The following is a 14,283-nucleotide window of genomic DNA, read 5'->3' on the forward strand; positions in this document are numbered from 1 at the left end:
ATCAGGGGTGGACAGGGGGGCAGCGGGGGATTGGGCGGGAACATCTTCGGTTCCAAGGGAGGTGACGGTACACCAGGAGGAAAGACCGGCAGCGAATTCACAACGGTCAATTCCGGCTTGTCGGGCTTCCATGATCCCGACGGAAATCTAGGCACAGGCGCGCTGTTGGCTTTCGTCGCCCCCGGAGGCAGCGGATGGGCGTACGGCGGCGAGCCAGGCCAAGGAGGGTGGGACTACGGAGGCAACTCAGGATCCTCCGTAGAGGGAGGAGACCCAGGCCACAGTCATCCCCAATCCAACGCTCTTCCCGCACTCGGCTGCTCCAAAGGAGAGTTCCTCTCGGGTTCGTCCGGAGCGGATGGAAGTCCCGGCTCCTCGTCAGGGAGTGGGACCGCAGGGCACCAAGCCTTCAACCGCGGCGGCGACGCGCTGGGTGGAGCAGGCGGCATTGGTGGTTCAGGGGGCGCAGGCGGCGCACCGGCAACTGGAACAGTGAGCCGCCCGCTCGGAATTGGCCAAGGTGGTGCAGGTGGCACAGGCGGTACTGGCGGCAGAGGGGGTAACGGTATTGCTGACGACAGCGGCACGGGCGGGGTCGACGGACAGGACGGCCAACCGGGCGGCCCTGGCTACGTTCTGATCACCTGGTAAGAAAACAGGATGGCTCGTGTCAGCTCCCCAGCCGGCACGAGCCATCCTGGGGTTCGGGATGCGATGCGGCAGCCGGTGTCGGTAGTTGTCAAGTCAAATGAGATGTTTGTTGCGCTATGAGGCTTGTTGTTCGGGTTCCCTTCGTTTCGCCGGATCGTTGATTACTGAGCGTTTCGCCCTGGGAATCGTGTCTGGTTCGGGGTTCAGGTGTTTCGCCAGTTCTTGTGTCCTGAACATGAAAGGGAGTTGATGTAGGGAAACTTCTGGAAGTGATGCTGTGTGGAAGATGAAGGTTTTGGCCCTTCGGAGCCGCCCTGTGGGGGGAGGCTTCAAACCGCCTCATGCTGCGTTGGTTAATGACCGTCGTGGTGAGCGATGAGGAAAAGGCGCCGTGAGAGGCGTCAGGTGGGGACCGGGAAGACGAACGCAAATGAATCGCTGCTGACGTGTCGAAACGAAAACAGGTGGCATCAAAACCGGGGTGTGAACAGAATTCCGGGATGAGCCTGGCGGGTGCCCGCTTACTGGCCAGGTGGTGTCCGGCATGTAGGCGACGTGAGTCCGGTCTGCGGCTTCCGCATGGAACAGGAGAAGGCAGGACCCGACACGGCCCGCTGCGTGGTGGTGGGCGAGAGGGAATGCCCCAAGCGGCAGACACCGCAAGGGGTCGAGTACCGACGCGGGACCTGCTGGCGGACCGGCCCGTAGTAGTGATGAAGCCCCTGTAACGGGGGTGGAGCGAAGGGTGAGGGCGGCCATGTCAGGCGGCTCTGATCAACATTTCGGGATGACCCAGCGTGACCGCACGTCAGATCGTTGAGCAGGTGTGTTACGTGATCACATACTCGATGTGCTGCTGCCGCACCTCGCGACCGTCGCGATAGAGGAAATCCAAGTCGTCGGTGCGGGCGTACGGATCTCAGCCTCGGTCGCTGCCGACGCCGCCCGGTGCCCGGACTGCGGGGGCAACTCGCACCGCGTCCACGATCGTTACCGTCGTCGCCTTGCCGACGCGCCGACTGGCGGGCGGCCGGTGACGATATGCCTGACGGTTCGCCGGTTCCGGTGTGAGGTGCCGTCCTGCGCACGCCGGACCTTCGCTGAGCAGGTCGAGGGGCTGACCTTCCGGTACGGCCGGCGAAGCCAGCTCCAGCAGACGATGCTGGTGGCGATCGGTCGCCTCCTGGCCGGACGTGCCGGTGCCCGACTCGCTGGCATGCTGCACTGCACGGTCAGCCCGAACACCCTGCTCCACCGCATCCGAGCTCTGCCGGCCGAGCCGCCGGAGAAGAGTCCCCGCGTTCTGGGCGTGGACGACTTCGCCCTCAAACGCGGCCACGTCTACGCCACCGTCCTGACCGACATCGAGACCGGCCGCGTCGTCGACGTACTCCCCGACCGCACCGCGGAGACCTTCACCGCCTGGCTCCATCAGCACCCCGGCACCGAGATCGTCTGCCGTGACCGGGCCAGCGCCTACGCCGAAGCCGTCCGCACCGCGGCACCGGAAGCGGTCCAGATCGCAGACCGCTTTCATTTGTGGCTGAACCTGTGCAAGACGGTCGAGAAGTGCGTCGTCGCCCACCGCAGTTGCCTCACCCCGCCTGAGGGTGAGGACCAGGACGAGGTTGTGGAGCCGCCGCCCGGCGAGCCACCCCTGGTCGAGGGCAAGCGAGCGGCGAACACCCGGCGTCATTTCGCGGCGGTGCACGAGATGTACGACAAGGGCGTCGCGATCCAGGTGATCGCCGAGGCACTGCGGATGGACCGCAAGACGGTCCGCAAGTACGCTCACGCGACCGCTGTCGAAGAGCTCCTGTCCCCGCCGCCGCAACGCCGCGCGAAGCCGCAGCCCTGGGCCGAGTACCTCAACATGCGCTGGCGTGAGGGCTGCACCGACAGCGGCCGCCTGTTCCGCGAGATCCGGCAGCGCGGCTACCGCGGCAGCAGCCGCAGCGTGAGGCGCTGGCTCGAACCCCTGCGCAGGGCGGAGTCACCGACGCCCAAGCGGTCCGAGGCGCCCACCGTCCGGCAAGTCACCGGCTGGCTCACCCGCCACCCCGACAACCTCACCTCCAGCCAGCAGCTCCGCCTCAAGCGCGTCGTGACGAACTGCCCCGAACTCGCCGATCTCCGCCGACACATACAGGGCTTCGCCGAGATGATGAAGAACCTCCACGGTCACCTGCTGACGCGCTGGATCAAGGCTGCCGAAGGCAGTGACCTGCCGCCCCTGCGCGGCTTCGCCACCAACCTCCGCAAGGACCTCGACGCCGTCACCGCCGGCCTCACCCTGCCCTACTCCAGCGGCATGGTCGAAGGACACGTGAACCGGATCAAATACCTCAAACGCCAGGGCTATGGGCGTGCCAACTTCGATCTTCTCCGACGCCGCATCCTGCTCACGCCGTGAGTCGATCACGCTGGGTCATCCCGAAATGTTGATCAGAGCCGCAAAATACCCCGCGATCGTGCGGCTCTGGGAGAACGCCTGGGCCGAGTTCGTCCCATTCCTGCAGTTCGACAGCGAGATCCGGCGGATCGTCTGCACCACCAACGCGATCGAGTCGGTCAACGCGCGCATCCGCCGGGCCGTCCGTGCTCGCGGGCACTTCCCGTCCGAGGCCGCCGCGCTGAAGTGCGTCTACCTCGCGGTGATGAGCCTGGACCCGACCGGGACCGGCCGGAAACGCTGGACCAGCCGCTGGAAGCGAGCCCTGCAGGCCTTCGACATCGCCTTCGACGGCCGTCTCACCAGCAACCGCATCTGAACCACAAGACCAACCCAGTTACACCGAAAACCTTTACAGACCCCGTCGGTACCGGTGTACCGACCGGAGCGTTCGGGTGCGAGGTGGTGCGGTGACGGTGTTTGTAGGTCTTTTGAGCGCTGGCGGTATGCGCCTTCCCCACCCTTGATGTGGGGTTCAACTATGAAGTGGAGGGCGGTGGCCCGTTCCCGTCCTTGCATGTTTCCCGTACCGGTGGTGCGTCCCGTGGTGACCCGTGCGGTTTCCCCGGCACGGGTGACCTCACCAGGCCCCTGCCATGCACCCGGCGACGGACCTTCCCGGCGTCGTGTGGCGGGGTCCGCTGGCCGCCGGAGCCCCTGGTGGCCGTCCCCGCTCCTTGTGCTGCCTGCGATGGCAGTGTGGTGAAAGCCAGGCCCGCCATGCCACTCTCCTCCTTTGATCCTGTTACAGGTTTTAAGCCCGTTATGTTCCCGGGGGAGGTGTGGGTGGCCACCGAGATCCGGCATCCCGACGGAACCGTGGTGCCATGTCCTGCTGCGCCGTTGCTGGCAGGTGAGGGCGGGCTGGCCGGTCACGGCTTCCGGGCCCGCTCGGGTCCGGTACGGCTCTTGCCGGCGGGAACCGCCAGTGACTTCCGGCTGGTGACGGCGTCTGACCGGGCGGCCCCGCCCGGGAATGCTGCTGGTGGCGCTGCTGTGGTGCTGGCGGTGGGCGCGATGGCGTCTGCTGGGCTGCTGAAGGCAGACGGGCCGGTACAGACAGTGCTGGATGCGTGGGTGCGGGCAGCGCGTCCGCGCCGTGTGCTGCTGGCGTCGCCGCGGTCGTTGTGTGCGGGGGTGGAGCGGGCGAACGAGGTGGTCGAGACGCTGCTAGAACGTTACGCCGGTACGGGGCGGCGGGTGTTCGTGCGCAAGCAGATCGTCCACAACCTTCACGTCGTCCGTGACCTTCAGGACCGTGGTGCGGTGTTCGTCGAGGAGCTGGATGACGTGCCGGACGGGTCGGTGGTGGTCTTCTCCGCGCACGGCGTCTCCCCGCAGGTGCGTGTGGAGGCCGCCCGGCGGGGCCTTGAGGTGGTGGATGCGACGTGCCCGCTGGTGACGAAGGTGCACGCAGAGGCGCGCCGGTTCGCCGCCCGTGGTGACACCGTGGTGCTGGTGGGTCATGCGGGGCATGAGGAGGTCGAGGACACCCTCGGCGAGGCTCCCGCCTCCACGGTCCTGGTCGAGAATGCCGAGGACGCGGCGGCCCTGGAGGTACCGGATTCCGGCCGGGTGTCCTACCTGACCCAGACCACCCTCGCCCTGGACGAGACGAGCCAGGTGATCACCGCTCTGGAGAAGCGTTTCCCCGGTATCCGTGGCCCTGGTTCGGACGATATCTGTTACGCGACGACCAACCGTCAGCACGCCCTGACCGCGGTCGCCGCCCGCAGTGATGTGGTGCTGGTGGTCGGCTCGGTGAACTCCTCCAACTCGGTGCGCCTGGTAGAGCTGGCCACCCGTAGCGGTGCCCCCGCATATCTTATCGACGACGCCGGGGGCATCCGTCCGGATTGGATCCGGGACGCGGGCACCGTCGGTCTGACGGCCGGGGCCTCCACCCCCCAGGCCCTGGTCGACGACGTGGTCACCGCGCTGGGCGGTCTGGGCCCGGTCTCTGTGACCGAGCACACCACAGTCACAGAGACCGTGACGTTCGGCTTGCCGGCGGCGGTGAGGACGCGATGAGCACCCGGCGTACCCGCATGCCCCGCACGGAACAACCCAGGCCCCCTGCCGGATCACGGAGGCCGTCACCCGCCGGGCGTACGGGCCCGCCCGCCGGTGAGGGGATCCTTCCCGCACGTTTCCCGCTCCTGTCCGCCCTCACCTCACCGGCGGATCTGCGAGGCCTCACCCACGAGGACCTGTCGGCTCTGGCGGGGGAGATCCGGGCGTTCCTGATCGGCACCGTGTGTGCCACGGGCGGTCACCTGGGGCCGAACCTCGGTGTGGTGGAACTCTCCATCGCCCTGCACCGGGTCTTCGACTCTCCCTGGGACACGGTGTTGTTCGATATCGGTCACCAGGGGTACGTCCACAAGCTCCTCACGGGCCGTGCGGAGGGCTTCGAGCGGTTGCGCCAGGCCGGTGGCCCTTCCGGTTACCTTTCCCGGGCGGAGTCACCGCATGATGTGATCGAGAACTCCCATGCTTCGACCGTCCTGTCCTACGCCGACGGCCTGGCCAAAGCCCGCCACCTCACCGGCGAAAGCGACCGGGCAGTGGTCGCCGTCATCGGCGACGGGGCCCTCACCGGCGGCATGTGCTGGGAAGCCCTGAACAACCTCGGCGGCGCCCCCGGCCGGCCGGTGGTGATCGTCCTGAACGACAACACCCGCTCCTACGCCCCCACCATCGGCGCCCTCGCCGACCACCTCCAACAACTGCGCGCCACCGCACCCGACAGCATCGACTGGCTGCTCAAGGCGGAGAAGCCTACTCACCAGCAGACCACCCACCCCCGCGCCGTAGCGGGCACAGGGCCGGATGCGGACCGTGGCACTGTGGACGGCCGCGACGGCCAGGGCGGGCCTGACAGCGCGCGGCCCGGCGAGGAGGGGTCCGGCCGTGCCTCCCGGATCGGGGACGGCGGAGAAGACGCCGTGGTGCCGGGTCCGCTGCCGACAGCCCGCAACCTCTTCCACCTCCTCGGCTTCGACTACCTCGGCCCCGTCGACGGCCATCACCTGCCGTCCCTGGAGGAGGCCCTGGCCATGGCGCGGGAGCTGGGCGGTCCGGTGGTGGTGCACGCGGTGACGGCCAAGGGCCGCGGCTATACCCCGGCTGAGGCGGACATGGCGGACTGCATGCACGCCATCGGCACCCTCGACCCCGCCACGGGCCGCCCCAGCACCGTGAGCAGGACTCCGTCGTGGACGAGTGTCTTCGCCGGTGAGCTGTGCGCGCTGGGGGAGCGGCATGAGGAGATCGTGGCGATCACGGCGGCGATGCCCGGCCCGACCGGGCTGGCCCGCTTCGGGGAGCGGTTTCCGCACCGGTTCTTCGATGTCGGGATCGCCGAGCAGCACGCCGTCACCTCCGCCGCCGGCCTCGCCCTGGGCGGGCTCCACCCCGTCGTCGCCGTCTACGCCACCTTCCTCGGCCGAGCCTTCGACCAGGTCCTGATGGACGTCGCCCTGCACCGCCTGCCGGTGACCTTCGTCCTGGACCGGGCCGGTGTCACGGGGCCGGATGGGCCGTCGCATCACGGGATGTGGGACCTGACCCTCCTGGGTGCGGTGCCCGGGATGCGGGTGGGGGTGCCGCGGGACGCCACCCGCCTGCGCGAGCTCCTCGCCGAGGCCGTCACCCACACCACCGGGCCGACCGCACTACGGTTCCCCAAGGCCGCCGTCACCGATGACCTTCCGGCGTTCAGCCGTGAGGGCCCGGTCGATGTCCTACACCGCTCCCGCACCCGGGACGTCCTCCTGGTAGCAGTCGGCCCGCTGGCCGGAGCCGTGGTGGAAGCCGCCCGCTACCTGGAAGGACAGGGCATCGGCGTCACCGTGGCAGACCCCCGCTGGGTGCTCCCCGTACCGCCCGAGCTCACCGAGCTCGCCGCCGGGCACCGACTGGTGGTGACGGTGGAGGACAACACCCGCGCCGGTGGTGCGGGCACCGCCGTGGCCCGCGCAGTAGCCGACGCCGGCTCCCGCGTCCCGGTACGCGTCCTCGGTCTGCCGGGGCGGTTCCTTACCCACGGCACCCGCACCGACATCCTTGCCGCCGCCGGCCTCACCGCCCAGGGCATCACCTACTCCGTCCTCCGCGCTCGCGCCGACCGCCCCGACCATGGCGGTTAGTGATGTTCACCTGGCCTGCCTTCCTCCGCACCCCCACCCGGCCCACCCGGCCACCGGCCCACCACACCGCTGCCCCCGGCCCCGCCGCTGCACCGGGAACCAGGGTGATGGAGCTGGGACCAGGGCGTGCGCGCCAAGGCGGTTCCCTGTCCCGTCGGCCGGTGGTGTCCGGTGTCCTGGGCGGGGGCGGCGGTGTGCGGTCGGTGGTGGTGCTGGGGTCGACGGGCTCGGTCGGTTCCCAGGCCATCGAGGTGATCACCGCGCACCCGGAGAGGTTCTATGCCGTGGTCCTGGCGGCGTCCGGTGCGAATCCCGGGCTGCTGGCCCGCCAGGCGCTGGAAACCCGTGCCCGGGCGGTGGCCGTGAGCGACCCGTCGTTGGTCGAGGCATTCACCGCGGCTTTCGCCGCCCTGGCACGGGCCGCGGGCACACCCCGCCAGCCCCTGCCGGTTGTACTGCCAGGCACGGAAGGGCTCCTGGCGGCGGCCGGATGGCCGTGCGACATTGCCCTCAACGCGCTCCCCGGCGCAGCGGGTCTGCTGGCCACTCTCACCGCCCTGGAAGCCGGCAATCAGGTAGCTCTGGCGAACAAGGAATCCCTCGTCACCGGAGGCACACCCATCAGCCGGGTGGCGGGGCCGGGACAGATCGTGCCCGTCGATTCGGAACACAGCGCGATCATGCAGTGCCTGCCCGGCTGGGCCTACGCCTGCCCCGTCCCCAGTATCCAGCGCCTCATTCTGACCGGAAAACTCAGCGGTCAGGTGGGCATGGCGAAGTAGCCCCCGGTGGCGTGTGCTGAGAGCGTCGAGTGTTGTCAGGCGGCTGCCGGGGTGAGGGTGACGTCGTGGCCGAGGGCCTTGAGCTGGCGGACGAGGTCTCGGCTTTTGCGGCCCGGGTCGAGGTTGCGGGTGTGGAAGTCGGCGCCGAGGTCTCGGTAACGGGCGGTCGGGTCGTTCATGAGGTGCCAGACGGACACCAGGATGGAGCGGGCGACGGCGACCAGGGCTTTCATGTGGCCACGGTGTTTGGTGATCCTGCGGTAGCGGGCGCCGAGGAAAGTGTCGGTCCGTGCGGCGGAGATCGCTGCTTCGCCGAGGGCGCCGCGGAGCCAGGGGTTGCCCCTGCCGGTGGGGCCGGAGGTGTTCCTGTTTCCGGACTGCAGGGTGCGTGGGGAGAGTTTCGCCCAGGACACGAGATGGCCGGCGGTGGGGAAGACCGACATGTCCAGGCCGATCTCGGCGAGGATGACCTGCGCGGTGCCGGGGCCGACGCCGGGGATCTCGTCGAGGCGCTCGGTGTCGGTGATCGGCATCAGGGTGCCCTGTCCGGGGCCTTCGTCGTCCTCGGTGGTGGACAGTTCGGTCAGACGCAGGGTGATCCGGGCGGTGAGCTTGTCGATCTGCACGGTGAGGTGGTCGACGGTGTCCAGCAGCATCCGGCACATGAATGCGTGGTGCTCTTCGAACCGGCCGGTCAGGGCCTCGGCCAGGGTGCTGTGGCTGGCCTTGATCGTGCCGTGGGCCAGGTCCGCCAGGGCCTTGGGGCTGCGCTCGCCCGCGATCAGTGCCTCCAGCATCGCGCGTCCGGAGACGCCGAAGATGTCGGCGATCACGGTGGACAGCTTGATCTGGGCGTCCTCGAGGAGTTTCTCGGTGCGCTGCTTGTGGCGGGTGCGCTCGTGCGTCATGACCGCCCGGGCCCGGGTCAGATCGCGCAGTTCACGGACCGGCTTCGGGGGCACGAACGAGGGCCGGAGCATGCCGCGTTCGGTGAGCTTGGCCAGCCAGACCGCGTCCAGGCGGTCGGTCTTGGGCCGGCCCGGGACGTTCTTGACGTCACGGGCGTTGACCAGCCAGCACTCCAGACCACGCGACTCCAGCAGGAAGAAGTACGGCTTCCAATAGGTCGACGTCGCCTCCATCACCACCCGGGTGACGCCCTGGCAGATCAGGTGGTCGGCCAGGTCCAGGATCGCGCCGCTGGTCGCGACGGTGTTGAAGACCCGCTGCACGCGCTTGCCGGGCTTGTCCTCATGCGGCACCCGCACACAGACCATGCCCGACGCCTTGGCGATATCGATCGCCGCGACACGGGCCACGAGCTCCTCGGCCTGCTCGATCTCCTCGACGCCACCGCTGTCGTCGGTGTCCGCCATGCGCCACTCCCCGGTATCGATCCGTACGGGCCGACGCCTGCCCAGGGGGCCGCGGGGGGAGCGAGAATCTGACCGGCGTGCTCGATGGCAACAGTGCGTGGCCCCTCTGCGGCCCCGGCACCAGACTGACCTACGGGCTCAACGTCCCAACGAGCTACCGGCATCGGCGGGCAGGCGCCGCAGCCATGTTTTCACGCCGGCAAGGCGCACCCGAAGGGATCAGGGGGACTGACCTGCAAGAACAGAGGATGAAAGAAACTAAGTAACGGCTCACCCTTCCTGTTCGGGTGGTTACTTGTCTATAGGGGTGAGGCGTCCTTCGGAGGCGATCAGATTCAATTCACGGCATGGCAGCACCATTTCCGACCCGAAAGAACGAAGGCAAATTGGATGATCGTCGAACTTTCCCTTAATAGCCAGAACCTTTCGGGAGAGATTACCACAGCCCTCCATACGGACACACCAAAAGTGGCTCGATTCGAGATCACTGAATCGGCGGTACCCCTGACCCTAGACCAACAGAGCACTAAGATTGGCGGCGGGTTTTTCGTTTACCCGCTGCCATCCAAGGTCACCATAGATTGCCATGGCCGAATCATTCTTCGGCGCTCTGAAGAACAAGCTCGTACACCGAACCGCGTTCCCGACACGTGCCCATGCGCACCGGGCGATCGTCCGATAAATCGAGATGTTCTACAATCACAGACACCTCCACTCCGCACTCGGCTACCGAACCCCCGCAGAAGCTCATGCCGGGTACGAAGAGTCGCAGGTCGCAGCATGGAAATCCCGCGAACCCCCTGCCCGAGAGACGTAGGGCGGCTCATCCTCACCCTGCTTTACCACAACGGACGCACCGAGGGCATCAACACCCGCACCAAGAGAATCATGAGGCAGATGCGCGGCCGCTCCAGATTCGACCTCCGCCACCGCATCCTCCTCCCATGAACAGAACCTAACGTCACCACCGACTACAGAACAGAGCCGTTTACCTTGACACGCCCAGAACCGGCATGACGTCAACGAACACACCAAAGATTAATAGAAAGCCAATCCAATGACCAACATTACCTCCATAACCGCTAAAGATAACAACTCAAGCCCAGGCGACATCCGCATCATCCTCGAAGGCGGGAAAGTCAGCGCACCATACAACCTTAGAGGTGATACCAACCTAAGGACTCTGAATTGGAATGCCCCGGCCGACGCGCACGGCGAAACCACCTACGAACTCATCTACACGTCCGCAACTGACACGCAGAGACAAATCGCACACACAAGCCAAACCCAAATAGAGACCAACTTAAAAGAGAATAAATACCGCGTCACCATTCGCGCTTTAAAGAACGGAAACTACTCCGACACTCCCCCCCCTCTCTGCATCACACGGTGCGCAACCGCCCCAGAGTACAATTTCATCAAGGCACCCGGCCAAAGCGCCCACATAATGGATATGGTGCAGGCGGGCGACCTATTCTACGTATCCAATTGGACCAGCGCTGTATGGACTACGCCAAAAACAGGAGGGGTCTTATCTGAGCAATTCAGAATTTCTGGGCTATACTATGCCAGTAGCATGCTATTAATCGACGACTTGCTTTACGTCGGCAGCTTTGCGATTGGCGGAGAGCTAGTCAGGATGAAATTTAGCACACGCGGCCCTGAGGAAACATTAATCCAGAACGCAGGCTCCGTCACAGGTTTGGCAACAGACGGCACCTATGTCTACGCCTCCAGCTACACGGGTAGATCGGTAATCAGGATGAAAATAGATGCAAGCGGTAGAAGCGGTATAGATGATAGCTATATAGTTGGAATCGGTGCAGCGAACGGCGTGGCAGTGGACGATAAATACATCTACGTCACCGAGGCAGATAATAGATCTCTGACAAGGGTGAGCAAGACAAAGGATACTTTCGACCGAAATTTCATCACGGGTTTCACCAAGCCTTGCGGTGTAGCAGTACATAAGGATTTCATCTACATCGCCGACGCCGGCACCGGAAAAGTGGTTCGGGCAAACAAGGGCGGGAGTGACATTGATCGCAGCTTCCTATCCGGATTCGACGGACCCAGCAAAGTTAAGGTGGACGACGAATATATTTACGTAATAACCGATCGCGCAATTTCGAGAAGTAGCTGGGGATGGAAAACCGAGACCACCTGAAGGCAGGGCTGTTGCAAAGCAATGCCGCGAAGTTTGGGGTCGGCCGTCGTTGTCAAGTGGTTCGCTGGAGTGGGTGTGGACAGGCAGGGCTCCTGCCTCAGGGCCGTTCCAAAGTCGTGGTGATCAAGTGAGTGTGCTGGTCACGGGGTGGCGACGGTTCTTGTGGGGGCCGTGCCGAAGAGGTCGGGGCTCCTGTTGAGGACGGATGACCTGCCAAGTCGTCGTCCACAACCGGAGCCCCGATGTGTCGCCGGTCTGCCATGGTCTGTTTGGTCAAGTCCGTTCCGGTGTCGGGGTGTTCCGGGTCGCCGCTGGCGGAGCGGCTGGTCAGGTTGCCGGACCCCGCTGGCGCCGTGGGCGGCGTCACCCGTTCGTGGCGGTGCTGCTGGTCGCCGCCTCGGCTGTCGTGGCGGGCGCACGGTCGTACACGGCAATCGCGCAGTGGGCACGTCATGCTCCGCAGGAGGCCCTGGCCCGGCTCGGCGTATGCCGGCGAGCCCTGCTGAACGTGCGTGTCGCACCGAGCAGGTCGACGATCCGCCGGGTTGTCACCATTGTCTGCCCGGGCGGACTTGCCGATCTGACCGGGAGTGACCCCACCGGGGGCCGTTCTTGAGTTCGCTCGGGATCGGTTGATGAAATCCCGTCTGATCGTTTCGATTGGGCGGGATTTCTGCGTTTCCGGGGTTCGTTCGATGCCTGTTCGGGGTGGTGGATGGCAGCGCGGTGGGGAAGCCTTCTGACGTGCCGGCTTGCTGCTGTGTGGGCAGGGGGGCGGGCTCCGAGTCATCATTCCCCTCGGCCGCGCACACGCCACCTGGGAGTGGGAAGTGAGGCGCCGCGAGTTCTCCGGACAAGCGTCTGACGGTCTCTTACGCGACGGATCGCAACTTCTGGTATTCGGCATGGACTTCACGGGGAGGCCGGTATCCCACTGCCGAGTGAAGGCGTTTGTGATTGTACCAGAATTCGATGTACCGGGTGATGTCCTGTCGGGCAGCTTCACGGGTCAGGTAAGTTACGCGTGATGCTCGCTCGTTTTTCAGTGTGCCGAAGAACGATTCGGCGATAGCATTATCGAAGCAGATTCCGGTGCGGCCGGCTGATTGCCGCAGTCCGAGCCCTGAGAGGACGCCCGCGTACTCGGCTGACATGTAGTTGCTGCCGCGATCCGAGTGGAATATGGCTCCCGCGGCCAGCTTCCGGTTGCGGGCGGCGTTGCGTATGGCCCGGGATATCAGAGGTGTCTGGTAGTGGTCGTCCATTGCGTATCCGATGACTTCCTTGGTGCAGCAGTCGATGACCGTCGCCAGATAGAGCCATCCTTCACCGGTTTTGATGTAAGTGATATCGCCGACGAGCTTTTCGCCGGGGGCATCGGCGGTGAAGTCGCGGCCGACGAGGTCGGGCAACGCGCCGGCCGCGGGCCGGGTCAGGCCGAACCTCTTCGGCTTCGGCTGGCAGGTCACCAGGCCCAGGACCCGCATCAGCTGGCGGACCAGCTCCAGGCCGGCGGCCACGCCCCAGCGGGCCAGCTGGGCATGCACGCGCCGGTACCCGTATGTGCTGTCCGACATCTCGAATACCTTCCGGATGAGCGTCTTCAGTTCCTCGCGGCGTTTCGCCGTCGCGGAATCGGAGCGCGAGCGCCAGTCGTAGTAGCCAGATTTGGACACGCCGAGCCGCTGGCACATGAACTCGACTGTGTAGGCGTACTCCTCGGTGTCGAGTCGCATCGTTTCGATGAACTCGAACTTGCTGGCTACCGGGGATCCCTCGCGAAGTACGCTGCGGCTTTTTTCAGGAACGCGTTCTCCATCTCAAGCTCACGGACGCGCCGTTCCGCTTCCTTCAGACGGGCCCGTTCGTCAAGCGCCAATGGTGCATCGGCCGTCGGCTCGTTGCGCCGCTTATGCTTCTTCACCCAGCCGCGGAGCGTCTCCGGGTTGATTCCGAGTTCACGCCCTACCTCGGTGACGGTCTTGCTCGACTGCAACGCGATCTGGACGGCTTCTTCCCGGAACTCCGGGGTGTACTTGCTGGGTGGCGCCACTTCTTCTTCCTCGTTTCCTGTTCAGGACAACCCTATTGGATGCCTGTCCGGAAACTTCGGGGCTCCTCAAAGCTCCCCGGACCGAGTGCTCAAGGCTGTCAACGGCCTTCCTGTGAAGGAAGCGGGTCGCCCTTCACGGTTGGGATTGACGATTCAGATGGCGACCGGTGAGGTGCCTGCCTAGGCTTCGGCGGCGTGGAGGGGCGGCCGACCGGGCGGATCCCGCACACAGCAGACATCGGAGAACTACCAGTGCACAGCGAAGGCAAGCTGGTCCGAGACGGGATCCCCGAGATCATCCGGCGCGACGGAGCCGAGCCGGTCACCTACACCGCAGGCCCGGAGGAATTCCGGGCCCGGCTGCGGGCGAAGCTCGGCGAGGAGGTCGAGGAATTCCTCAGCGCGAACGAGGCCTCAGCGCCGGAGGAACTGGCAGACGTGCTGGAGGTCGTCCGCACGCTCGCCGCGGACCTGGGCGTCGGACCGGACCAGCTGGAGAAGATCCGGCAGGCCAAGGCGGACGAGCGGGGCGGTTTCAGTGGACGCATCGTCTGGACCGGCAACCGCGGCCCTACGGCCTCTGGAACCCCACCCAGGAACTAGAGGGACCGAAAGGGACGGTTTTCCGGAAAACGGTCTGCGGTTTGCTGG

The 14,283-nt window shown here is 65.8% G+C and carries 9 protein-coding genes and 1 pseudogene; 8 read left to right on the top strand and 2 right to left on the bottom strand.

What is annotated here, in order from left to right; genetic code table 11:
* Nucleotides 1-1,501: 1,501 nt before the first annotated feature.
* The 5 genes and pseudogenes from AB8735_RS37935 to AB8735_RS37955 all read left to right on the top strand — a co-directional run bounded on the left by AB8735_RS37935 (nt 1,502) and on the right by AB8735_RS37955 (nt 8,036).
* Nucleotides 1,502-3,064, top strand: a complete 1,563-nt coding sequence (locus tag AB8735_RS37935; protein ID WP_372412285.1) for an ISL3 family transposase — start codon at nt 1,502-1,504, stop codon at nt 3,062-3,064.
* A 43-nt stretch (nt 3,065-3,107) separates the two neighbouring features.
* Nucleotides 3,108-3,422, top strand: a pseudogene (locus AB8735_RS37940) (transposase); the annotation flags it as partial.
* 758 nt (nt 3,423-4,180) lie between these two features.
* A complete protein-coding gene (gene ispH, locus AB8735_RS37945) occupies nt 4,181-5,134 on the top strand; it encodes a 4-hydroxy-3-methylbut-2-enyl diphosphate reductase (RefSeq protein WP_372412286.1) in 954 nt (317 codons plus the stop codon).
* A gap of 17 nt (nt 5,135-5,151) precedes the next feature.
* Nucleotides 5,152-7,254, top strand: coding sequence for a 1-deoxy-D-xylulose-5-phosphate synthase (locus AB8735_RS37950; RefSeq protein ID WP_372412478.1), 2,103 nt, complete (start codon nt 5,152-5,154; stop codon nt 7,252-7,254).
* Between the two features lie 161 nt (nt 7,255-7,415).
* Nucleotides 7,416-8,036, top strand: coding sequence for a hypothetical protein (locus AB8735_RS37955; RefSeq protein WP_372412287.1), 621 nt, complete (start codon nt 7,416-7,418; stop codon nt 8,034-8,036).
* Nucleotides 8,037-8,071: 35 nt separating this feature from the next.
* Here AB8735_RS37955 and AB8735_RS37960 read toward each other — a convergent pair whose 3' ends face one another.
* Nucleotides 8,072-9,412, bottom strand: coding sequence for an IS110 family transposase (locus AB8735_RS37960; protein ID WP_372406596.1), 1,341 nt, complete (start codon nt 9,410-9,412; stop codon nt 8,072-8,074).
* A 1,057-nt stretch (nt 9,413-10,469) separates the two neighbouring features.
* On the opposite strand from AB8735_RS37960, the gene AB8735_RS37965 reads away from it, so the two are divergent.
* Both AB8735_RS37965 and AB8735_RS37970 read left to right on the top strand, forming a co-directional pair.
* Nucleotides 10,470-11,579, top strand: coding sequence for a hypothetical protein (locus tag AB8735_RS37965; protein ID WP_372412288.1), 1,110 nt, complete (start codon nt 10,470-10,472; stop codon nt 11,577-11,579).
* Nucleotides 11,580-11,784: 205 nt separating this feature from the next.
* Nucleotides 11,785-12,195 carry a transposase family protein gene (locus AB8735_RS37970; RefSeq protein WP_372412289.1) on the top strand — a complete coding sequence of 137 codons (411 nt, stop codon included), beginning with the start codon at nt 11,785-11,787 and terminating at the stop codon, nt 12,193-12,195.
* 256 nt (nt 12,196-12,451) lie between these two features.
* Here AB8735_RS37970 and AB8735_RS37975 read toward each other — a convergent pair.
* Nucleotides 12,452-13,632 (bottom strand): IS3 family transposase gene (locus AB8735_RS37975; protein ID WP_372409833.1). Its coding sequence is split into 2 segments (ribosomal slippage): nt 12,452-13,368 and nt 13,368-13,632, totalling 1,182 coding nucleotides; the frame shifts between segments, so codons are not numbered across the junction.
* A gap of 252 nt (nt 13,633-13,884) precedes the next feature.
* Between AB8735_RS37975 and AB8735_RS37980 the strand changes: the two genes are divergently transcribed.
* On the top strand, nt 13,885-14,235 hold the full coding sequence (locus AB8735_RS37980; RefSeq protein ID WP_372412290.1) for a hypothetical protein: 351 nt from the start codon (nt 13,885-13,887) through the stop codon (nt 14,233-14,235).
* Nucleotides 14,236-14,283 lie beyond the last annotated feature (48 nt).

The sequence above is a fragment of the Streptomyces luteireticuli genome (assembly GCF_041519305.1).
GTDB classification, from domain to species: domain Bacteria; phylum Actinomycetota; class Actinomycetes; order Streptomycetales; family Streptomycetaceae; genus Streptomyces; species Streptomyces luteireticuli.